The organism is Aeromicrobium panaciterrae, assembly GCF_039537165.1.
GTDB classification, from domain to species: Bacteria; Actinomycetota; Actinomycetes; order Propionibacteriales; family Nocardioidaceae; genus Aeromicrobium; species Aeromicrobium panaciterrae.
On the sequence record NZ_BAAAZZ010000002.1, the window covers coordinates 2654427 to 2675304 of the forward strand.

Sequence of the window (20878 nt, forward strand, 5' to 3'; positions counted from 1 at the left end):
GTGTCTCCGACTCTCCTGACGATCGTCCTGCTGGGTGCACTGGTCGGCGCTGCCGGCGTGCTGCTCCTGTGGTCGCTGCGTCCTCGGGAGGCCAAGCGCGTCGTACGCCCGCCGTCGACCCTGCTGCCCGCGTTGAGGGCCTCAGGCTCCCAGGTCCCGCTCGCGGTCGGCGCAGGTCTGCTGATCCTGCTGCTGACCCGGTGGCCCGTGCTCGCCATCGCCACGGGCGTGCTGGTGGTCTTCGGTCCGACCCTGTTCGGCGGCGCCGGCATCGAGAAGCGCGCGATCGCGCGCCTGGAGGGTCTTGCCGCATGGACTGAGTCCCTGCGCGACACGATCGCCGGTGCGGTCGGCCTCGAGCAGGCGATTCCCGCGACCGCGTACGCCGCGTCGCCGGCGATCGCCGGTCACCTGACGACGCTCGCCGACCGCCTCCGCGTACGCACGCCGCTGCCCGTCGCGCTGCAAGGGCTGGCCGACGACCTCGACGACTCGAGCGCCGACCTGATCCTGGCCGCACTGATCCTCAACTCGCGCCTGCGTGGTCCCGGACTGCGGGAGGTCCTCACCTCGTTGGCCGACTCCGCGCGTGAGGAGCTCGAGATGCGCCGCCGCGTCAGCGCCGGCCGATCCAGCACCCGGCGCAGCGTACAGATCGTCGTCGCCATCACGGTGATCTTCGTGCTCGGCCTGGCGATCTTCAACCGTGACTACGTCGAGCCCTACTCTTCGCCGCTCGGCCAGGTCGTGCTCGTGATCGTGCTGGCGTTCTTCGCCGCAGGCTTCGCGTGGATGCGCCGCCTCTCGGTGTTCGAGCTTCCCGCGCGCTTCCTGTTCAATGCCGGCCAGGCGCAGGAGGCCCGCTCGTGACGCTTGTCCTGCTCGCGGGTGCACTCGCCGGTGTCGGCGTCTACGTCGTCGTGCTGATGTTCGACCACGGCACGGGCACCCCGGCCGCCGAGCTGGCCCGTCTCGACTCGGCCCGCATGCGCAACCAGCGGACCGCCACGCTCACCGCCGATCGCCGTCACCAGACCGAGTCGATGCGCGTACGCAAGGTGGGAGCGACGCTTGCGACGTTCCTGGAGGCGCGGGGGCTGCCGGTGCCGGCGGGTATCCGCTCCGATCTCGCCGTGATGGGCCGATCCGTCGAGACCCACCTCGGCATGAGCGTGCTGGCGTCACTCGCAGGTCTGGTGGCGCCGTTCGTGATGCTTGCTCCGGTGGTGGCGTTCTGGGGCACGAGCTTCGTCGTTCCCCTCTGGCTCGCGGTCGTGGGGGCGCTGGGAGGTGGCGCCCTGGCCACGCTGCAGCTGGCGTCCGAGGCGAAGGACCGCCGGCGCGACTTCCGCCACGTCGTGAGCGCCTTCCTCGACCTGGTCTCGATGAACCTCGCCGGCGGCCGCGGTGTGCCCGAGGCACTTGCGTCGGCATCCGAGCTGAGCGACGGATGGGCCATGGTCCGCATCCGCGACACGATGGAGTCTGCGCGGCTCCAGGGCGTGACACCGTGGGCGGCGCTGGGCGACCTGGGCCGCGAGATGGCCGTCGACGAGCTGCGAGACATGGCAGCCGCGCTCGCCCTCGTCGCCGAGGACGGAGCCAAGGTGCGTGCGTCCCTGTCCGCGCGTGCCGCATCCATGCGCCAGCGCGAGCTGGCCGACGCCGAGAGCCGCGCCGGTCAACGCTCGCAGTCCATGCTGATCGCCCAGCTCCTGCTGTGCGTCGGCTTCCTGCTCTTCCTCATCTATCCGGCCATCTCCGAGATCGCCGGATTCTGAAACCAGACCACCACCACGGAGGACACACATGAACAACATCAACCCGGGATCGCCCATCGGCTTCCTGATGGCGCTGCTTCACAGCCGTGTCGACCGTACCCGCGACGAGCGCGGAGCATCCGCGGTCGAATGGGTCATCATCGCCGCGATCGTCGTCGGCATCTGTCTGGCGGTCGCCGTGATCCTGCGGGCGGCGCTGGTCGGCGAGGCCGGCGACATCGGCAACAAGATCCAGAGCCAGTAGGACCCATGTTCACCCGATCGCGACGACGAGGGGAGCGGGGCACCAGCGCGGTCGAGCTGGTGCTCTACATGCCGCTCCTCATGATCGCGATCATCATCACGGTGCAGTTCGCGCTGATCTATCTCGGCAACCAGGCCGCCTCGGCGGCTGCGCGAGAGGCGGCGAGAGTCGCGCGGGTCACCGGCGACGCCGGTCAGGGCGAGGCCAAGGGCCGGAGCTACGCCGGCTACCTCGGCGGCGGTGTGCTCGAGAACGTCTCGGTCGAGGTGCAGCAGGTCGGCGAGGACCAGATGCGCGTCACGGTCTCGGGCTCCGCACCACAGCTCCTGCCGTTCCTCAGGTCGCCGCGGGTGACCGAGGAGGTCCAGGGACCGATCGAGGAGTTCCGCGAGGACGACGGATGACCCGGACGCGCAAGGACGAGCGGGGCTCGATGGCGGTGGAGGTCGTCATCATGATCCCGATCCTGTTCATGTTCACCCTGCTCGTGGTCGCAGGAGGCCGGTACGTCTCGGTGCGTGCCGACATCGAGGCCGCTGCCCGCGACGCAGCGCGCGCCGCGTCGTACGAGCGGAGCTACGACTCCGCAGCCAACGCCGCATCCGACGTCGCGACCTCGGCGCTCGACGGCTATGCCACCTGTCGGGTCGGCGACCTGGGCGGCGACTTCGAGTCCGGTGGCGACGTCGAGGTCACCCTGACCTGCGACGTACCCAACGAAGGACTCGGCCTGATCGGGCTGACCGGCAGCCTCGAGGTTCGTGCCTCGGCCAGCGCCCCGCTCGACACCTACCGGAGGACCGAATGAGGCGAGTCAGGCTGGACGAGCGCGGATCGGCATCGATCTTCGTCCTCGGCATGTCGATCGTCCTGATGGTGTGCGCCGGCCTCGTCGTCGATGGGGGACTCGCGATCAACGCCAGGATGCGTGTCGCCGATGACGCCGAGCAGGCGTCGCGAGTCGGCGCAGACTCGATCAACCTCGACATCCTCCGAGCCGGCGGGGGGATCGTCATTGACCCCGACCTCGCTGCGCGGCGCTCGGCCGACTACCTCAACGGCCGCGGCTACACGCCAGGCCAGTACTCCCTCGACATCGAGGGCGAGACGGTCAGCGTCACGGTCCGCGACACGACCGACACCATGATTCTCGGATTGGTCGGCATCGACACGTACGACGTCGAGGCCGCTGCGAGTGCGACTCCCGAGACCGAACCAGATCCAGCAGGCCCATGATGAGCGCGAACGACCCTGAAGGGACGATCATGAATGACATCGGCACCGAACCCAGGTCTACCGATCCGGCGCGATTTGCCGCCGGGCGGTTCTCCGAGCAGAGCGTGCAGCGAAGCACCGGCGAGACGATCGGTGCCGCGCTGGCGCTGATGGCGCTCGTGATCGGCATCCCGGCCATCCTGTTGGTCCTGTCCGGTCCACCGCCGCTGCCGACCGGCGCTCCATCGATGCGCGACTTCGCCAAGGAGCTGAGCTTCGATGACCTGTTGGCCGTGCTGGTCGGCGTCGTCTGGCTCGCATGGGCCTACTTCGTGATCTGTGTCGTGGTGGAGGCCGCGGCAGCCCGGCGCGGTGGTGTGGCGCGCTCGTTGCCGCTCGCCGGCCCGGTGCAGACCGCAGCCCGGCTGCTCGTCGGAGCCGTGCTCCTGACCGGACTGATCGCCGGTCCCGCGCAGGCCGCCTCCGGTCCGAGCACGTCATCTTCTCCCGTGGCGGCAGCGGCAACCGAGGTGACGCCCGCGCCGGTGACACCCGACGTGTCCGAACCGGTCGCCGTCTCCGACTCGGCGACCAAGGCTGCCGACCAGATGGTTGGCAGCAAGGTCTACGTCGTGAAGGCGCCCAAGGACGGCTACCACGACAACCTGTGGGACATCGCCGAGAACCATCTCGGCGACGGACGTCGCTACACCGAGATCTTCGAGCTCAACAAGGACCGCATCCAGCACGATGGCCAGACGGTCGACCTGGCACGCCTGATCCAGCCCGGCTGGGAGTTCGTGATGCCTGACGACGCCACCGGCGTACCGGTCATCCAGGCCACGCCCGTCGCGCCGGTGACCCCGGCCGCCCCGGTCGACACGCCGACGAGCTCGGCCGACGCGGTCGATCATGCCACCGACGTCGCCGGGGTCGAGTCGACGCCATGGTGGGCTGGCGCAGGCCTGCTCGCCGCCGGGATCGTGGGCTCGCTCGCGCTGCGTCGACGCCGCCGGCTGGGTCGAGACCCCGAGGACGACGCGCTGGACGTCGAGTCCGACCTCCGCATCGCCGCGACGCACGCCCGCTCGGGATGGGTCGATCAGGTCCTCCGTCGCCTGGCCCGCGAGTGCCGCGAGCAGGGCATCGAGCCACCGCCGGCATACGGTGCCACGGTCGACGACGACTCGATCGAGCTGCTGCTGTCGCCCGCCGTGCCGCAGGCCGCCGAGGGCTGGACCGCGATCGACGGCGGCCGCCGTTGGCGTTGTGAGCGTACGGACCACGAGAGCGTCGAGCACGGGACGGTGCCCTATCCGGCCCTGGTCAGCCTTGGGGTCGACACCGAGGGGCGTGACGTCATGCTCGACCTCGAGGCCGCCGGGGGAGTCATCTCCATCTCGGGCGACCCCGCCATGGCGTCGCAGGTCGCCACGTCGATCGCAGTCCAGGCGGCCACGTCGCCGTGGACCGACCAGCTGCGGGTCATCTCCAGCGGCATCCCCGCATCGATCGGTGAGATAGGTGACGCGCGCATCACGGTCGTCGATGACCTGAACGACGACCTCGATCGCATCGAGGAGCAGATCGTCGGGCTCCGCCAGGATGTCCTCACCGGCCGCATGAGCCGGCGCGGATTCGTGCCCTCCACGGTGCTCGTTCTCGGCGAGTCCCCAGAGGCCGAGCTGGCCGTCAGGCTCGGCGCGCTGGCCGGTGCGGCCCGGCAGGCGTTCTCGATCGTCGTCGCCGGCGAGCACCGGGCATCACGGTGGCGCCTGACCGTCGACGAGCACGGCATCCTGTCGGCTCCCAGCCTCGAGCTCACCCTGCACGCCTCCCGCATCGGCCCGGCGCAGCTCGAGGCCGTCGCGGAGCTGTTCACCGCGACGCTCGAGGTCGGTGAGCCCGACACCGGACAGCGGGTCACGATCGCGGCCCCGCAGCGTACGCACGACGACGCGGACTGGAGCACGGCACCCCGCCGGGTCGGCGTGCTCGGGCCGATCGGTGTCGACGGCGCGGGCGACCTGACCCCGGATCGGACCGATGTCGCCACCGAGATGGTCGTCTACCTCGCGATGCACCCCGAAGGGGTGCACCCCAACGTCCTGGGCGGGATCGTCTGGCCCCGCGGCGTCACCCCGGACGTACGCGATGCCGGGATCTCCCGGGCACGAGCCTGGCTCGGCACTGACGCCGAGGGCAACCACAACCTCCGCAGCGACGCCGACGGCCGACTGTCGCTCGCACCGTCGGTCGTGTGCGACTGGGATGTCGCACGCAACCTCCTGCTCGAGTCGAGGCGAGCGAGCTCGGCGGGAGACGAAGCCGACCTGTTGAGGCGTGGGCTCGGCATGGTTCGCGGCGAACCGTTCGCCAAGCTCCCGGAGGGGCGTTTCGGCTGGATCGTCCGCGACGGCCTGCCGCGCGCGATGGTCAACGTCATCGCCGATGCCGCGCTGCGTCTGTGCGCCCTGCTCGGCGACGATCCCGGTGGTGTCGCCTCGGCGGCCGAGGCGGGCCTGCGCATCAACCCCGGCAACCAGGAGCTGTGGCGTGAGCTGATCCGCGCTCGTTCGGCGTCGAGCGGTGTCGCGGGCGTACGGCTGACCCTCGACGAGATGGGCGTGGCGTTGTACGGGATCGCCCTGGACGCCGAGACCGAGGCTCTCGTCGACGAGCTCATGCCCGACACGGGCACGCTCGCGACGAGCGGTTAGCTCTTCGCCGCTGCGTCCGCGCGAGTGACGGCTTGGGCGAGGAGCGCCGTGAGGTCGAGGCTCGTGTCGGCGCCGGCGGTGAACGTCGTGCTGACGGTGACATAGGCCTGCTTGGCGTACGCGAAGCCGACGCGACCCTCCAGCGAGCCGTCCTTGGCGTAGGACTCATAGCCGAACCGTCCCTCGCCGACGGGGATCTCCTTGAGTCGCTCGCCGTCCGGGCCGGGTTCGGTCGACGCTCGGCACCGCTCGAACTCAGCGCGGATGTCGCCGATGCGAGCCTCCGTGAGATTGGTGCCGGGAAGCCGGCTGACCGTGCTGACGATCGTCGCTCCGTCGACATCGCTGTATTCGACGCCGTCGATGTCGAATCCCGGACCGAAGATGCCGGCGTAGTCGAATCCGCAGTACTGAGACAGCTGCGGCGTCACCTTGGCCGATGCGCTCGACTCCGGCGTGGCCGGCAGGTCGCCCGCCTCGAGCACTCCAGTGGTGGTGGGGGTGGGCTTGTCGCTGCCCTCGCACGCGGCCACCGACAACCCCAGGGTCGCCACGAGCACGGCTGTCACGGCACGGGTGCGCATGGTTGTCGCTCTCACGGCAGGCTCCAGGTCACTTGAAGTAGTCGAAGAACTCGGCATTGTAGGCCTGCTGGTAGTCGTCGATGCTGAAGTGATCGCCGACACCGTCCTTGCCCGACATCAGGTTGGACAGCACGGTGGCCTGATCCCCGTCGTTCATGGCCTGGTATTCGTCCCAGCTGGGAACGTCGATGTTGGGGTCGCCGGCCAGGTTGCGCTCGGCCAGCAGGGTCGCGACGAGGTAGCTCTGCTGCTGCAGCGTCGACTCGGCCGCCTCGGTGGAGCTGGCGCGGGCGTCGTCCTCGGCGTGCACGAGCCAGTCGGTGATGGCATCCTTGCCGTCGCCCTTGCCCCGATCGACCGCCGCGCTGATGATGTCCTTGGTCGTGCCCTCGGCCATCTTGTCGAGTCCGGGAACCGGGAGCAGGTCGAAGACGTCGGAGCCGAAGTCGATCCAGCCCTGGGTGCGCTTGTCGGCCTCCTCGCCGTCGTGGATCTTGTCCTCACCGATGGTGTGGACGAAGAAGCCCTCGAGCCTCGCATCGGCCTGCAGACCCGTCGTGAGCCGCGACTGGAAGTCGTCGTCGGGGCTTCCCGCGACCTGGTCGGCCAGCGCGCTCAGCTTGTCGGCGCGGTAGTCGTTGAGACCGTTGCGCAGCTCGGCGAAGCCGTCGTCGCTCGCCATGGCGAACAGCGAAAGCTTCTCGAGCGAGCCGCGGTCGAACAGCGGCACGTTGGGCATGTCGGCGTTGTGGGCGTCGGACGACAGCGTGAAGATGCCGGGATCGACGTCGCCGTTGGCATTGGGCAACAGGGCGTTGTCGACGCCCGCCATGTAGGTCGACAGGATGTGCGCGATGCTCTCGGGTGCGCCGTTGTCGACGAACTCGAACCGCTCGAGGATCGAGTCGAAGTTGTCGCGCTCGGACAGGTAGTCGACCGTGCGTGAAGCCAGCAGGGCCGCCTGTCGCGCGCTGGTCGACTGCGGGTCGGAGATCAGGTCGGGATCGGTCGTGGCGGCATCGAGTACGCCGGTGATGCTCTCGTAGGCGTCCTGGTCCCAGTTGCGGTCGTGGATGTAGTAGTAGGACCTGGTGTGGATGCCCTCGGGGTGGCTGTCATCGCTGAAGAACTCCAGCGCGTACTCCGGGTCGTTCTCCATCGCCGACATCAGTCCCGACATCGGGTCGAGGTTGTCGTAGGTCATGGCGGTGCCGTAGGGCATGAACTGCCCGAAGTCGGCGCCGTTGGTGGGCCGGGTGCCCCAGAGCCCGCGGGCACCGTCCTTCTCGATGCGTTCGTACTGGTCGAGGTCGGTGGCGACGGTCTGCAGGAACGGCCGATCGAACGTGCCGTCGCGAAGCAGGAACGCCAGCGCGCCCGACGGGTTGTAACCGGGTTCGCGGGCGATGTCCTCGACGTCGATCGTGGCCTGCTCGACCAGTCCGTGCCCGAACGAGACGTCGTCGAAGTCATCAGAGGTCGTGGCGGTCTCGAGTCCGTCGCGAAGGTCGTCGAGGAGCTGCTGCTGCACCTCGGGCTTGAGTCCGTAGCCCTGCGGATCCTGGGCTGCGTTGCTCATGAACCGGAGCGTGCCTTCAGGCCCGAGCGTCGTGTAGAACGACGACATCACGGTGGGGTCCTCGGTCCACTTGGCGAACAGGTCGGCGTACTGCTCGTAGCCCTCCTTGTCCCACGTCCGGACCTCGCTGCTCTTGTTGGCCAGCGTCTCTCCGAGCATCGCCCGGATGTCGTCGACGTTGTTGTTGACGTCGAACGTCGCGTGCCCGTTGCCCTCGGTGTCGAGCAGCAGGCCGATCGCGGCGAGACCCTGGAGCTTGGGGAGCTCGTCGCGCATCCACCGGACCTTGGGGCCGAGCGGCGAGGCGCCCAGCGTCGGCAGGCCGATCGGCGTGCCGGACGTCGCGCGGCTCTTTTGACCGTCTATGCGATTGGCGAGCTCTTCGAGCTTGGTTGCTGCGCTGGTGAGCTTGGCGTGGTCGATCGTGACGTGCATCGTGTCTCCTGTCCGATCAACGCATCCGTTGTTCCATGGACCAGGTCCGTGGCCAGTTGTTGCCACGCCAGTCATGGGCCGGGACTCGCTCGGGCTGTGCGCTCGCCTCGCTGCGCACAGCGTCGATCGCGTCGTCGAACGCGTCGAGGATGCCGTTGCAGTGCTCGGTGAGCTCCGTCAGCCACTCGGTGGCCTCGCGGCACTCCCAGCCACCCTCGCCGATCGGGCCGGCGATGGCCTGCGCCGGCGAGCCGGTTCCTTCGTGGACCGTGTCGCGGCAGTCGGGGATCAACGTGTCGCGGCAGCGTTCGAGCGTGCCCTTGTAGAGATTGGGCTCGTCCGGCTTGTCTTCCTCGCCTGTCATCTGACCCCCCGTGGTCTGCCAACAACTAGTCAGTTGGAACTATATGCGTTCACGGCGGCGCCGTTCGCGTCTGGTCCTGCTCAACGTCGCCAGGAACCGCCGATGATGATCCTGCCCGACCCTGCGATCGGCGCGAGACCCGCCTGGGCACCGATCGCCAGGCCGTCCAGCGTGACCTCGTCCGAACCCACGTCGACGCGCTCGGTCTGGTCGTCGGGTGCCGACGCGATCTCGGCCGCCAGCTTGTCTGCGGCGTCGGTGGACACCTTGAGCTGCACGAGGATGTCGCGGTAGTCCGTGACGAGTGCATCGGGCTCGAGCTGGGCCGTACGGATCGCGAAGGTGAAGTGCGCCGCATCGCCTTCACCGAAGCGTTCGAAGGTCACCAGCGTGGCCTCGACCGTGAGCTCTGCGCCCTCGGGGAGGATGAAACGCACCGTGCGGGGCTTCTGGGTTTCGTAGACGCCGGCCGCCTTGTCCTCGGGGATGCCGAACGACGTGGCTGTGGGGGTGCCGGTGAGGTCCCAGACCTCGACCCCGTCGACACTCGTACGAGCCGTCGGGTTGGGCGAGTCCTTGTCGTTCATGTCTTCTCCATTGCAGGCGGCCAGCATGAGCAGTGCGACGAGTGGGATCAGCAGGCGGCGCATCACCACAGCCTCACATCGGTGTCGACCAGGCTGTCGAGTATGTCCGGCCAGCGTTCGGAGAGCCGCATCTCGTCGATCCGCTCCCGCACGTCTTGGTTGAGGATGTCCTCGACCTGGTCGGGGTCGTTCTTGAGCAGGTCGAGGTAGGCCGGCAGGGTGTCGTCCTCGATCAGCCCCCACCGGGTGTCGAAGTCGGCGATGTTGGAGCGCGGGATGTTGACGCTGACCTCGCCGCCCTGCACGCCAGGTACGAGCGGCATGGTGTCGACCTGGAACTTGATGGGGTCGTCGACCTCGCCGAGCGTGTGGGAGCCCGGGATCGACGGCTGACCCACCAGGCCCATCATGTAGGTCATCACCTCGCCGGTCGGGTCGTGGTTCTTCATGTCTTGGTACTGGTCGGCGATCGTGTAGTACTGCTCGCGGTAGAGCAGCTGTTCGTTGCCGTGGTTGAGCAGCTCGGTGTCGCCCGTCCGGCTGGCGGTGTTGATGTCGACCCACGCGTTGTATGCCTGGTCGGCCTGACGTGGGTCGGTGCCCAGGAGGCCGGCCCGACGCAGCTCCTCGATGTTGCCCAACCCGCCCTCGAGGTAGGCCTCGTGCATCATCGACGCGTCGTAGAAGATGTCTTTTTGCATCTGCAGGAATGTCGTCTGGTAGAACTGCAGCTCGTCGGCGCCCAGGTCGGAGAGCTCGTCGAGCTGGTTGACCGGGAACGGCAGCAACCAGTCGGGCACCGGTCCGAGCTTGTCGGCGAGGTCGCGCGCGATCGTCTGGAAGAACTCGATGTCCTCGAAGCCGGCGGCGAACGACGGCCCGATCATGGCGGCCATGCCGGCCCAGCGGAAGTTGGGGTTGTCGAGCATGAGCTGTGCGTAATAGGCGTACGTCAGCTCGTAGTGCTCGCTCACGGCCTCCGCGCCCAGGCTGACGTCCCACGTCGTGAGGTCGATCCCGGCCTTCTCGGCCGCCTTGGTGACGTAGTAGAGCTGGAGCACGTCGGCGTATGCGGTCGGGTCGAGGCCCGCGCGGCGGGCGATCTCGAGCAGCTCGTTGAGCTCCTCCGACGAGGTGCCGAGCACGGGCGGTGTCGCCAGCTGCTTGGCCAGCTCGGCGGCGAGCTTGGCGTTGATGCTGTCGATGTCGCTGCTGCCGACGAAGGAGACCGAGCCGGTATGGGTGTCGTCGAGCAGGATGGCCAGGTCGAGCAGCGGTTGGAGGACCTCGGTCTTCTGGTCGGTGAGCCAGGCTGCCTTTCGCGCGAGCGCGGAGCTGTCGGTCAGGCTCGGCAGAGATGTCGGTGTGCCGAGCAGGGCGCGGTTGCGGGCCGATCCGATGACGGACACCAGCGCGTCCAGCTTGGTGATCGCGCTGCGGAGTCCGGCGATCTCGAGCGTCACGGTCATGTCGACACCACCGTGCCGCCTGCTTCGATCTGCATCCCGTGACCCCCGTCAGCCCGTTGCTCGATGGGCGAGTCGAAGTATATGCGTACGCGGACGGGTCTTTGGGCGTCGTGAAGGGACCTGGTCTACTATCTGAGAAAAGACCGATGTGGGTCCTTCGGCGGGGTGTCGGGGGACGGACCTAACGGAGGAGAGCGGCCGCATGGCTAGAGCAAGAATCGAAGACCTCGAGGCGCTGTACAAGACGCTGGAGAAGTCGATGCAGGACACCGACCTCATGGTCAGCAACGTTGATGGTTCGCTGAACACGGCGAACGAGGAGTGGACCTCCAAGGGTGCCTCCGAGTTCAACGAGGCGTGGGCAACGTTCAAGACGTCGCTGACCAAGCTGTGCCAGGCGTTCTCGACTGCCGGTACGGATGTCGCCTACCAGCACAACAAGTTCGCCGAGGGCGCCAAGGAAGCGGACCTGCACCCTGTGCTGGCGCCGCTGACGTCGCCGCGCTGACACACGGCATCTTCGCGAAGGGGAGTGGCTTCGGCCGCTCCCCTTCTGCGTGGCTCACCTAGACCTTGGGCACCTGCACCCAGCGCCACCCTGCCGCGTGCGTCAGCACGCCACGCCCGACCGGCAGCGACGCACCCACCGAACGGGGCAGTCGCGCGTTGAGGACGTCGCCGTCGCTGCTTGACCGAGGGGCGAGCACGAGGCCCGTACGACCGCGCTTGAGCTCGACCGGCAGCCCGCGGTAGAGCGACAGGATCTCGTCGATGTTGGCTGCGACGACCATGACGCTGGTGGTGTCGCGCATCGTCGCGAAGTGCTCGGCGAGTGCCTGCCCCAATGGCGAGTCGGCCCCGATGACGTCGAAGTCGTCGACCACGACGGTGTGCTCTTTGGACAGTGACGCGAGAGCGTCCTTGATGTCATTGATGGGTTCGTCGCCGGTGAAGATCCTGAGGTGGCGACCCACCCGCTGGTCGCGCAACGGCGAGATGCGCGGCGTGAACACGACGACCTGTCGCCGCTGGTCGAGCTGCTGGCGCACGATCACCTGCAGGGCGTTGCTCTTGCCCGAGCGCGGCGGTCCCGCGACCAGGAATCCCGGTCCGTCGGTCAAGGGATCGAATCCCTGCAGGGAGAGTGTGTCTCCGCCGACGCCGACCGGCACGAACGAGGGACTCGGCGACAGCGGGTCGAGCTGCATCGCCTCGGCAAGTCCGAGGGACGCAGGGAGCTCGTCGATCCGCTGAGGACGCACGGAGCGGGGCAGGTCGGCGAAGCGTTCGCTCGAGGAGCGGCCGATCTCGTGGAGCGCCCGCACCTGGTCCGTGCCGACCCCGGTCTCGTCGAGCAGCGCCCACTGCATCTCGCGGGGACGCTCGCCGCCGCGGAAGGCGCGACCAGGAGACATCACGGATGGGACTTCCTTGTTGCTCAGCCCGATCGCGGAGAAGTCGCTCGGATCGCTCATCGAGAGCATGATGCGGTCCTCGACGAGCGTCGAGATCCTGCCGAGCACGCCGGAGCGGTCAGCGGCGATGACGAAGCGGATGCCGACGCCGGCTCCTTCCTGGAGGAGTCCGGTGATGCGATCGACCAGCACGCCGCCGTCGACGGACTCGAACGCGGCGGTGTAGCCCTCGAGCCGGTCGAGGAGCACGACCAGGTAGGGCATCCGATCGCCGGGTCCGGCGGCCCTCCGCTGCTCGCCGATGTCGGCGAATCCGTGCTCGGCGAGCGACTGCTGGCGCCGGGCGAGCTCTTTCTGCAGGAAGTCGAGGAGACGGTAGACCCGGTCGACCTGCGTACGGGTGACAACCGCACCGACGTGTGGCAGCGAGACGAGCGGGAGCAGCGCGTTGTTGCCGGCGTCGAGGCCGTACAGGTGCACGTCGGCGGGTGAGCACTGGCGTGCGATGGCCCCGGCCAGGACCCGCAACGATGACGAACGGCCCGAGCGTGACTGCCCGGCGATCATGAGGTGACCACCACCCTCGAGGTCCCAGACCTCGTCGACCTGCTGCTGGAGGTGCGGGATGTCAGACCGTCCGAGAGGTATCGGCGGGATGACACCGTCCTCGGGTGCCGCGACGGAAAGGCTGTCGAGAGACAGCTGCTCGGGGAGAGGGGGCAGCCAGGGCTTGCGCATCGGGGCGAGCCCGATCAGGTCGTTGGCCGACTGGATCGCCGCGACGAGATTGGCCAGGTCGGTCGGCGTGCTCACGTCGTCCTCGACCTCCTCGACGACGGCGCGCTGGCCTGCTTGCGGGAGGTCGCGCCAGCCGAACGCCTGGGAGGCGAGGTCGTCGGCCTCGCTGCCGCGAGGTCGGCCACCGACGCGGGAGCTCTGGAACGGCGTGAGGGACGAGTGTCCCAGGCGTGCGTAGGCGCGACCCGGGAAGCTCTTGGAGATGCGCGCCGCGACGGGTGACTCGATGACGTCGTCGGAGTCGTTGCCGTCGGTGACCCGCAGGGCGATGCGCAGGTTGGTGTTGGACTTGATCTCGGCGTTGACGACGCCGGCAGGACGCTGGGTCGCGAGGATGAGGTGGACACCGAGCGAGCGGCCACGCCGGGCGACGTCGACGAGACCGGTGACGAAGTCGGGGAGCTCGGCCACCAGGGCTGCGAACTCGTCGATGACGATCAGCAGTCGCGGCATGGGCTCGTCGCCGGCCTTGCGGCCGGCGATGTAGTCCTCGATGTCCTTGGCGTCGGCGTCGGCGAGCTGGTGCTCGCGCCGGCGCAGCTCGGCGCCGAGCGAGTCGAGGGCGCGGGTCGTGAGGTGCCCGTCGAGGTCGGTGACCATGCCGACCGTGTGGGGGAGGTGCTGGCAGTCCTTGAACGCCGCACCGCCCTTGTAGTCGATCAGGACGAAGTTGAACTCGTCGGGACGGTTGCCGACCGCGAGCGAGGCGATGATGGTCTGCAGCAGCTCGGACTTGCCCGAGCCGGTGGTGCCGGCGATGAGTCCGTGGGGGCCGTCGGCGCGTACGTCGATCGTGAACGGGCCGTCGATGCCCTCGCCGATGACCGCCCGGGTGGTGCGTCCGCGCGCCAGCCATCCCTCGGTCAACGCCTCGCCGGAGGGGTGCTCGAGGTGCAGGACGTCGAGCAGCCGGCTCGAGGCGGGGAGGCTGGAGCTGAGGTCCTCGGTGCTGACGTCACGGATCGGTGCCAGTGCCCGGGCCAGCCGGTCGAGCCAGTCCTGTCCCACCCCGTCGGGGCGGATCGCGTCGAGGTGGTGCTCCTCGGTGGTCTCGAGGTTGAGCGTGCCGTCGCGGTGCTCGAGCACGGCGCGGCACTCCTCAGGCAGCTGACGTGAGGTGCGGTCGAGGCAGATGAAGTACATGTGGACGGAGGGACCGTCCTTGAGCAGCGAGATCATGCCGGTCGACATGCGCAGCTCACGAGCTCCGTCCAGCACGACGAGGATCCGCGAGAGCCCCTCGCGAGACTTCTCGTCGACCTGCTTGCGCGCCTCGAGCTCGCCGCTGAGCTCCGAGATCATCCCGGCCGCGTTCTGCTCATCCAGGGCCAGCTTGACCGGGCGCGGGTGGTCGTCGTCGTTGCGGGTGTGAGGCAGCCACTTGGTCCAGTCCCACTGGTCGGCGCCATCGGGGTCGGTGAACACCCACACCGAGGCGTCGGTGGGGCTGTGCAGGGCGGCGGTCTGGGCCAGGAGCCAGGAGGCGGTCGTACGGCACTCATCGGCCTGGCCGGCGACACCCAGCACGCCCGTGCGACCCATCGAGATCGTCACGGGTACGTCGGGTGCCGTCCAGCGCAGCGGTCCCTCGTGTGCCTCTCGGGTGCCGTCCTGGACGACGACGTCCGACGGCAGGTCGCTCGTACCCACGCGAAGGGTCAGGAAGTCCGGGTCCCAGCGGCGGCGCTCCCACAGCCGTGCCCGGGGACCCGTCGCGAACAGCAGGACGGAGGCAGGATCGGGGTAGGTGCTCCGTCGCATCGAGCGCTCGGCGAGCAGGGAGTCGACGGCGGCCTCCTCCACCTGGACCCGGCGCTTGCGGAACTCCTCGAGCTGCTCCTGGTAGCGACGTTTCTGCGTACGACGTGAGCCGCTCGCGTTGAGCAGCATCATCATCGGCATCATCACCATGAAGATGAGCGAGTACATCGACCGGGTGATGAAGAACATCGAGCCGCTCATGAGCATCGGCGAGATCACCATCAGGAACGGGATCGGCATCTTCTCCGGCCGTCGTGGCTCCGTCGGCAGGCTGAACTCCTGGACGCGGGGAGCGGGGTGCAGGCGTGGAGGTCGGTTGTAGTCGAGCTCGGGGAGCGACGGCGAACGCGACAACGATGCGTCGGGCTCGGTGATCTCGACCTGCTCCAGGAGCACGTGGCCGATCCCCAGCACGTCACCCGGCTGCCAGGTCGTGTCGTCCTCGGTGACCGGGCGTCGGTCCAGGTGGATCATCGGCACCGGGGCCAGCGGATCGACCCGGTCACCGATCCGCATCTCGGTCACGGTCTTCCTGCGTCGACGCCTGACCTTGTGGGTGTCGAGGGAGCTGGCCTGCAGCACGATCGGCTCGGTCGCGGGCTCGCGGCGCAGGGGCGCCGGAATCGTGAGGTCGGCCGTGCCGGGTGCGGGGGACACGTGCACGGCACCCTGCAGGTCAACCGTGAGCGTCGCGGCCTCGTCGGGGACGTCGGGATCGTCGATCCGGATCTGGCAGTGCTGCCCGGAGCCGACCACGGTGGTGCCGATGCCGAGTCGGTGGACGCGGCCGGCACCCCGTCCCGAGCTGACGCGAACCTCGACCAGGCCCTCGGGCTCGATCTCCTGGTGGGTGGACGGTGCACGCAGCCCGAGCACCGCGCCATGGCGTACGTCGCTCGCGTCGATCGTGACGCCGGGATCGAGCTTCGTCATGCCGAGGTAGACGTCGGGGGCGCGGTTGACCTCGCTCGCGGTGCGTCGACGTGCAGGATCGATGGCGACGACGTTGGAACCCGCAGCCTCCGGCCGGTCACGAAGACCCGCGAGGTGGCTGGCAAGATCGCCGACCGTGGACTCGGGCGAATAGCTGACGATGGCGTCGCGTCGTTCCCCCGAGCTGGCCGACTCCACCGTGGTGAAGAGTCGCATGGGCCACAGCGTATCGAAGGGTCTCGGGAGGAATGAGGGCACAGAACTTGTTACGGTGTCCCTGTGAACTTCTCGCTCGGGGGCGTGAAGCGGGTACTGCTCGCCTCATTGGCCACACTCACCCTCTCCGTCAGCCTTGCGGCGTGCACGGATGACAAGCCCGACCCCAAGGTCAGCGCATCACCGACGACCGCCAAGTCAGAAGCAGACGAGGCATCTGCCGCCTACCAGCGCTACTGGGATGTCTACGTCCAGCTCGCCAACTCCGGCGACGTCAGTCCCGCGGCCTTCTCCAGCGTTGCCGACGGAACGTTCGTCGAGCGCGACCTGAAGAAGCTCGGCGACCAGGCCGACGAAGGCCTGCTTCGCGTCGGCAAGCCGAAGTTCAGTGACTTCCAGACCACGGTTGACGGCGACACCGCCACCTCGCTGGTCTGCCGCGACGACTCCCCGTGGGGCGCCAAGACCGCCGACGGCAAGGACCTGCCACCGCTGCCGGCAGGCGACCCGTTTCCCTACCAGGCGAAGCTCGAGAAGCGCGACGGCGCGTGGATCGTGGTCGACGTCGCAGAGAAGGCTGATGCGACATGCCCATGAGACGACTGATCAGCGCTGTCTCGTCGATCGCCCTGACAGCAGGTCTCATCCTGATGGTCACGGCGGCGCCTGCCTCGGCCGCCGACTGCGCCGAGTGGGGCTTCGTACAGATCAGCAAGGATCCCAAGAAGTTCGAGTACAAATGCGTGAGGTACGAGGACGGCGGGACCACACCCGGCGACGGCGGCGGTGGATCATCCAAGCCGCCGTGTGAGCTCGAGGCGCCCTACGACGACTTGTGCATCGGCGATGATGCGTGCTGGATGAACGATCCCGCGGCGGTGCAGGATCCCAAGGAGCTCGAGGGAACCCCCAAGCCCAACGAGGACTCCTACGTCGTCTACATCATGTGCCAACGACCCGATGGCTCGACCTACGACAGGTGGTACTGGAACGACGACGTCCCTGCCATCACGATCGAGGATCGCATCATGTCAGCGATTGGCGCGCTGGACATGCCGACCATCCAGGCGACCTTCAACCCGCCCGGCCGCACACTGGTCAACCTCGACACCTGGTGGTGGGCCGACGGTGCCCCGGCCGGAGAGATCCGCGGCTCTGAGGCCCTTGGCATGGTCGCGATCGCGACACCGCGTGGGCTCCGCATCACCCCCGGCGACGGGTCAGCGCCGTTCACGTGCCCGATGTCGGTGACGCGATCCGACACCTGCGCCTACGACTACCGGCGGGCAGGCGACTACACCGCGACGGTGTCGGTCGTCTACGACCTGCGGATCGAGGCCGGCGGAACCGCGCTCGACGCCTCGTTGATCCCGGCCGAGTTCAGGACTCTCCAGGTCGACGACGATGTTCCTGTTGTCGTCCGCGAGGTCCAGACCCGGGTGACCAAGGTCCGCTGAGCCCGGACTCTCGGCTGGTTGAGCGTGGCATCGCCCGGGCGTTGCGCCGCGCTAGGCTAGTTGAGCAATGAACGACTCTGGACGTACGACCTATCTCGACCACGCGGCCACCACGCCGATGGTTCCTGAGGCGATCGCCGTGATGGCCCGCGAGCTCGCCGTCACCGGCAACGCGTCGTCGCTGCACGCCTCCGGCCGTGCCGCCCGTCGTACCGTCGAGGAGGCACGCGAGCTGATCGCCGAGCGCTTCGGTGCGCGTCCCAGTGAGATCGTGTTCTGCTCCGGCGGTACCGAGGCCAACAACCTCGCCATCAAGGGCCTCTACTGGTCGCGGCTGGCGCAGGATCCTGCCCGCAACCGCATCGTCTTCAGCTCGATCGAGCACCACGCGCTGCTCGACCCGGTGACCTGGCTGGCCAAGCACGAAGGTGCCGAGATCGACATGACACCCGTCGACGGAGCCGGTCGCATCCTGGTCGACGACCTGCGTGCCAGCGTCGCGGCCGCGCCCGAGCGCGTCGCGGCGATCACCACGATGTGGGCCAACAACGAGATGGGCACGGTGCAGCCGATCGCCGAGGTCGTCGACATCGCCCGTACGTACGACATCCCCGTGCACAGTGATGCCGTGCAGGCGGCCGGCTACCTCCCGCTCGACTTCACCGCCAGCGGGCTCGACGCCATGACGATCACGGCGCACAAGCTGGGCGGTCCCGTGGGTGTGGGTGCGCTGCTGATCCGCCGGGAGATCGAGGCGACGCCCTTGCTGCACGGCGGCGGCCAGGAACGCGACCTGCGCTCCGGCACGATCGGCGTCGCACTGATCGCCGCGTTCGCCAAGGCCGTCGACATCACGCTCGCCCAGCAGGCCGAGACTGGCGAGCGCATCGAGCGGCTGCGTCAGCGCATGATCGACGGGATCCGCCACGTCGTGCCGGACGCGATCATCAACGGCGACCCGCTGCCGGGTGCCGGTCACCGGCTGCCCAACATCGCGCACGTCACGTTCCCTGGCTGCGAGGGCGACGCCATGCTGATGCTCCTCGACGCCCAAGGCATCGAGTGCTCGACGGGTTCGGCCTGCGATGCCGGTGTGCCGCAGCCGAGTCATGTGCTCCTCGCGATGGGCTACGACGACGTCGCCGCACGTGGGTCGCTGCGGTTCAGCCTCGGCCACACCTCGACCGAGGCCGACGTGGATGCGCTGATCGCCGCACTGCCCGCCGTGCACGAGCGAGCGAAGCGGGCCCACCTCGTACGGAGTGGCTCATGAGGATCATCGCCGCGATGTCGGGCGGCGTCGACTCGGCTGTCGCCGCTGCACGTGCTGTCGACGCAGGTCACGACGTCACCGGCGTACATCTCGCGCTGAGCCGCAACCCGCGCTCTTACCGGACAGGTGCGCGCGGATGCTGCTCGATCGAGGATGCCGGCGATGCCCGCCGTGCCGCGGACGAGCTCGGCATCCCGTTCTACGTGTGGGACATGAGCGAGGAGTTCGCCGACGAGGTGGTCGACGACTTCATCGCCGAATACACGGCTGGGCGGACCCCCAACCCGTGCCTGCGCTGCAACGAGAAGATCAAGTTCGCCGCGGTGCTCGACAGGGCGCTCGCGCTCGGCTTCGATGCCGTCGCAACGGGTCACTACGCGCAGCTGCGTACCGCCGATGACGGCACGATCGAGATGCATCGTGCGATCGACATGGGCAAGGACCAGTCCTACGTCCTCGGCGTGCTGACGCAGGAGCAGCTGGCGCACTCGCTGTTCCCGCTCGGCGACACGACCAAGGACGTCATACGGGCCGAGGCGGCCGCCCGCGGCATCCAGGTCGCGCAGAAGCCCGACAGCCACGACATCTGCTTCATCCCCGACGGTGACAATGCCGGTTGGCTCGGCGACAAGCTGGGTGCCAAGCCGGGCGCGATCGTCGACGAGGACGGTGCGGTCGTCGGTGAGCATGACGGTGCGTACGCGTTCACGATCGGTCAGCGTCGTGGCCTGCGGCTCGGCATCCCTGCAGATGACGGCAAGCCACGCTTCGTGCTCGACATCGAACCGGTCAGCGGCACCGTCACGGTGGGTCCTCGCGAGTCGTTGGTGGTCGACCACCTCGACGCGATCAGGCCGCTGTGGTGTGGCACCGCGCCGACCGAGTCGCTCGACTGCACCGTGCAGCTGCGTGCCCATGGTGAGGAGCACCGCGCCACCGTCGTGGTCGATGGCGATGACGTACGCGTTGAGCTCCACGACCCGGCCAGCGGCATCGCTCCGGGCCAGGCCTGCGTGATCTATGACGGCACCCGGGTCGTCGGCTCAGCAACGATCAGTCATACCGACCGCCGTGTCTCCGCGTGAGTCTCGCCACCGGTATCGGCTCGATGCCCGGCACCGACTTCGCCGAGTCGTTCCGCGTCGTCACGGGTGAGGTGGGCGGGCTGCCGTACGTCCCCGAGCTACCCGCTCGAGGCGTCCACGCAGGCATGATCGGTCGCGGGCTCTCGGTGCTCGCAGGCATCCAGGCAGACCTGCAACCTGATGGGTGGCGGCTCGGCGCCGGCGAAGGCGCTGACCTGCGTCGCGCCCGGTCGCTCCTGGCCCAGGACCTCGACACCGTCGAGGAGCTCGCCGGGGACCACGTCGGTCCGCTCAAGCTGCAGGTCGCCGGCCCGTTGACCCTGGCCGCGATGGTCGAGCGGCCGCGTGGCGACAAGATGCTCGCCGATCACGGGGCTCGCCGCGAGATCGCCGAGTCACTCGCCGAAGGGCTGCTCACGCACATCAGCGATGCGCGCCGCCGCTTTGCCAAGGCCGACGTCATCGTGCAGATCGATGAGCCGTCGATCGTCGCGGTGATGACGGGCGGCATACCGACAGCCAGCGGTTTTGGCCGCCATCGCAGCGTGCACCCGCCAGAGGCCGACGCCCTGCTCACGATGATCACCCGCGCGATCGTCGACGCGGGAGCCCGACCGGTCGTGCACTCGTGCGCTCCCGACGTGCCGGTGGCGTTGCTGGCGGGTGCGGGATTCACGGCGATCTCGTTCGACCTTGCCCTCGCCAAGCCCGAAGACGCCTGGGCAGAGGCGTACGAGGGCGGCGTCGACCTGTGGCCCGGTGCGGTGCCGTCATTGGATGCCGAGGTGACAGACGCTGCTGTCGCCGGGCGGATCGAGACGTTCTTCGGTCGCCTCGGGTTCGACCACGAGGCGTACGCCGACCGTCTGGTGGTGACCCCGAGCTGCGGCATGGCCGGCGCGTCACCCGCGTGGGCGCGCAGGGCACTGTCGGTCGCGCAGGGTGTCGCCGACGGCAGCTGA

The 20878-nt window shown here is 68.6% G+C and carries 19 protein-coding genes; 13 read left to right on the forward strand and 6 right to left on the reverse strand.

Annotated features, from left to right (window positions below; translation table 11 throughout):
- Genes ABD683_RS13925 through ABD683_RS13955 form a run of 7 tightly spaced genes read left to right on the forward strand, consistent with a single transcriptional unit; the run spans position 1 to position 5960 of the window.
- Entirely contained in the window at positions 1-870 is an 870-nt protein-coding gene (locus ABD683_RS13925; protein ID WP_344770556.1) for a type II secretion system F family protein, read from the forward strand.
- On the forward strand, positions 867-1781 hold the full coding sequence (locus ABD683_RS13930) for a type II secretion system F family protein (RefSeq protein ID WP_344770557.1): 915 nt from the start codon (positions 867-869) through the stop codon (positions 1779-1781). The genes ABD683_RS13925 and ABD683_RS13930 overlap by 4 nt, the downstream gene beginning before the upstream one ends.
- A 28-nt stretch (positions 1782-1809) precedes the next feature.
- Positions 1810-2025: a Flp family type IVb pilin gene (locus tag ABD683_RS13935; protein ID WP_344770558.1), complete on the forward strand. Its 216-nt coding sequence runs from the start codon at positions 1810-1812 to the stop codon at positions 2023-2025.
- A 5-nt stretch (positions 2026-2030) separates the two neighbouring features.
- On the forward strand, positions 2031-2429 hold the full coding sequence (locus tag ABD683_RS13940; RefSeq protein WP_344770559.1) for a TadE/TadG family type IV pilus assembly protein: 399 nt from the start codon (positions 2031-2033) through the stop codon (positions 2427-2429).
- Positions 2426-2833, forward strand: a complete 408-nt coding sequence (locus ABD683_RS13945) for a TadE/TadG family type IV pilus assembly protein (RefSeq protein WP_344770560.1) — start codon at positions 2426-2428, stop codon at positions 2831-2833. The genes ABD683_RS13940 and ABD683_RS13945 overlap by 4 nt, the downstream gene beginning before the upstream one ends.
- On the forward strand, positions 2830-3261 hold the full coding sequence (locus ABD683_RS13950) for a TadE/TadG family type IV pilus assembly protein (RefSeq protein WP_344770561.1): 432 nt from the start codon (positions 2830-2832) through the stop codon (positions 3259-3261). The genes ABD683_RS13945 and ABD683_RS13950 overlap by 4 nt, the downstream gene beginning before the upstream one ends.
- Positions 3262-3290: 29 nt before the next feature.
- Positions 3291-5960, forward strand: coding sequence for a hypothetical protein (locus ABD683_RS13955; RefSeq protein ID WP_344770562.1), 2670 nt, complete (start codon positions 3291-3293; stop codon positions 5958-5960).
- Here the strand turns inward: ABD683_RS13955 and ABD683_RS13960 are convergent.
- The 5 genes from ABD683_RS13960 to ABD683_RS13980 form a co-directional block, all read right to left on the reverse strand.
- A complete protein-coding gene (locus tag ABD683_RS13960; RefSeq protein WP_344770563.1) occupies positions 5957-6559 on the reverse strand; it encodes a hypothetical protein in 603 nt (200 codons plus the stop codon). The genes ABD683_RS13955 and ABD683_RS13960 overlap by 4 nt on opposite strands.
- Before the next feature lie 13 nt (positions 6560-6572).
- Positions 6573-8558, reverse strand: a complete 1986-nt coding sequence (locus ABD683_RS13965; protein WP_344770564.1) for a DUF6571 family protein — start codon at positions 8556-8558, stop codon at positions 6573-6575.
- Positions 8559-8574: 16 nt separating this feature from the next.
- Positions 8575-8922 carry a hypothetical protein gene (locus ABD683_RS13970; protein WP_344770566.1) on the reverse strand — a complete coding sequence of 116 codons (348 nt, stop codon included), beginning with the start codon at positions 8920-8922 and terminating at the stop codon, positions 8575-8577.
- Positions 8923-9002: 80 nt separating this feature from the next.
- Positions 9003-9572 carry a hypothetical protein gene (locus tag ABD683_RS13975; protein ID WP_344770567.1) on the reverse strand — a complete coding sequence of 190 codons (570 nt, stop codon included), beginning with the start codon at positions 9570-9572 and terminating at the stop codon, positions 9003-9005.
- The gene (locus ABD683_RS13980; RefSeq protein WP_344770568.1) at positions 9572-10978 is read right to left on the reverse strand and encodes a hypothetical protein; all 1407 of its coding nucleotides are present in this window, start codon (positions 10976-10978) and stop codon (positions 9572-9574) included. Before ABD683_RS13980 ends, ABD683_RS13975 begins: the two co-directional genes overlap by 1 nt.
- Before the next feature lie 202 nt (positions 10979-11180).
- Here ABD683_RS13980 and ABD683_RS13985 point away from each other — a divergent pair, with 202 nt between their 5' ends.
- Complete coding sequence (locus tag ABD683_RS13985; RefSeq protein WP_344770569.1) at positions 11181-11486, forward strand: WXG100 family type VII secretion target; 306 nt, start codon at positions 11181-11183, stop codon at positions 11484-11486.
- A 58-nt stretch (positions 11487-11544) separates the two neighbouring features.
- Here the strand turns inward: ABD683_RS13985 and ABD683_RS13990 are convergent, their stop codons facing one another.
- Positions 11545-16101: an FtsK/SpoIIIE domain-containing protein gene (locus ABD683_RS13990; protein WP_344770571.1), complete on the reverse strand. Its 4557-nt coding sequence runs from the start codon at positions 16099-16101 to the stop codon at positions 11545-11547.
- 63 nt (positions 16102-16164) lie between these two features.
- On the opposite strand from ABD683_RS13990, the gene ABD683_RS13995 reads away from it, so the two are divergent.
- From ABD683_RS13995 to ABD683_RS14015, 5 genes are all read left to right on the forward strand, one after another.
- Positions 16165-16698 carry a hypothetical protein gene (locus tag ABD683_RS13995; RefSeq protein WP_344770572.1) on the forward strand — a complete coding sequence of 178 codons (534 nt, stop codon included), beginning with the start codon at positions 16165-16167 and terminating at the stop codon, positions 16696-16698.
- Positions 16689-17558, forward strand: a complete 870-nt coding sequence (locus ABD683_RS14000) for a hypothetical protein (protein ID WP_344770574.1) — start codon at positions 16689-16691, stop codon at positions 17556-17558. The genes ABD683_RS13995 and ABD683_RS14000 overlap by 10 nt, the downstream gene beginning before the upstream one ends.
- Before the next feature lie 67 nt (positions 17559-17625).
- Positions 17626-18831 carry a cysteine desulfurase family protein gene (locus ABD683_RS14005; RefSeq protein WP_344770575.1) on the forward strand — a complete coding sequence of 402 codons (1206 nt, stop codon included), beginning with the start codon at positions 17626-17628 and terminating at the stop codon, positions 18829-18831.
- On the forward strand, positions 18828-19916 hold the full coding sequence (mnmA, locus tag ABD683_RS14010) for a tRNA 2-thiouridine(34) synthase MnmA (protein WP_344770576.1): 1089 nt from the start codon (positions 18828-18830) through the stop codon (positions 19914-19916). The genes ABD683_RS14005 and mnmA overlap by 4 nt, the downstream gene beginning before the upstream one ends.
- A complete protein-coding gene (locus tag ABD683_RS14015) occupies positions 19913-20878 on the forward strand; it encodes a uroporphyrinogen decarboxylase/cobalamine-independent methonine synthase family protein (protein WP_344770577.1) in 966 nt (321 codons plus the stop codon). The genes mnmA and ABD683_RS14015 overlap by 4 nt, the downstream gene beginning before the upstream one ends.

What these genes read in the sequence shown, in the direction of transcription:
- ABD683_RS13975 (WP_344770567.1), bottom strand. Translation starts at nt 9,572, where the DNA reads ATGCGCCGCCTGCTGATCCCACTCGTCGCACTGCTCATGCTGGCCGCC.
- ABD683_RS13935 (WP_344770558.1), top strand. Translation starts at nt 1,810, where the DNA reads ATGAACAACATCAACCCGGGATCGCCCATCGGCTTCCTGATGGCGCTG.
- ABD683_RS13970 (WP_344770566.1), bottom strand. Translation starts at nt 8,922, where the DNA reads ATGACAGGCGAGGAAGACAAGCCGGACGAGCCCAATCTCTACAAGGGC.
- ABD683_RS13965 (WP_344770564.1), bottom strand. Translation starts at nt 8,558, where the DNA reads ATGCACGTCACGATCGACCACGCCAAGCTCACCAGCGCAGCAACCAAG.
- ABD683_RS13945 (WP_344770560.1), top strand. Translation starts at nt 2,426, where the DNA reads ATGACCCGGACGCGCAAGGACGAGCGGGGCTCGATGGCGGTGGAGGTC.
- ABD683_RS13950 (WP_344770561.1), top strand. Translation starts at nt 2,830, where the DNA reads ATGAGGCGAGTCAGGCTGGACGAGCGCGGATCGGCATCGATCTTCGTC.
- ABD683_RS13955 (WP_344770562.1), top strand. Translation starts at nt 3,291, where the DNA reads ATGAATGACATCGGCACCGAACCCAGGTCTACCGATCCGGCGCGATTT.
- ABD683_RS13980 (WP_344770568.1), bottom strand. Translation starts at nt 10,978, where the DNA reads ATGACCGTGACGCTCGAGATCGCCGGACTCCGCAGCGCGATCACCAAG.
- ABD683_RS13940 (WP_344770559.1), top strand. Translation starts at nt 2,031, where the DNA reads ATGTTCACCCGATCGCGACGACGAGGGGAGCGGGGCACCAGCGCGGTC.
- ABD683_RS14005 (WP_344770575.1), top strand. Translation starts at nt 17,626, where the DNA reads ATGAACGACTCTGGACGTACGACCTATCTCGACCACGCGGCCACCACG.
- ABD683_RS13990 (WP_344770571.1), bottom strand. Translation starts at nt 16,101, where the DNA reads ATGCGACTCTTCACCACGGTGGAGTCGGCCAGCTCGGGGGAACGACGC.
- ABD683_RS13985 (WP_344770569.1), top strand. Translation starts at nt 11,181, where the DNA reads ATGGCTAGAGCAAGAATCGAAGACCTCGAGGCGCTGTACAAGACGCTG.
- ABD683_RS14000 (WP_344770574.1), top strand. Translation starts at nt 16,689, where the DNA reads ATGCCCATGAGACGACTGATCAGCGCTGTCTCGTCGATCGCCCTGACA.
- mnmA (WP_344770576.1), top strand. Translation starts at nt 18,828, where the DNA reads ATGAGGATCATCGCCGCGATGTCGGGCGGCGTCGACTCGGCTGTCGCC.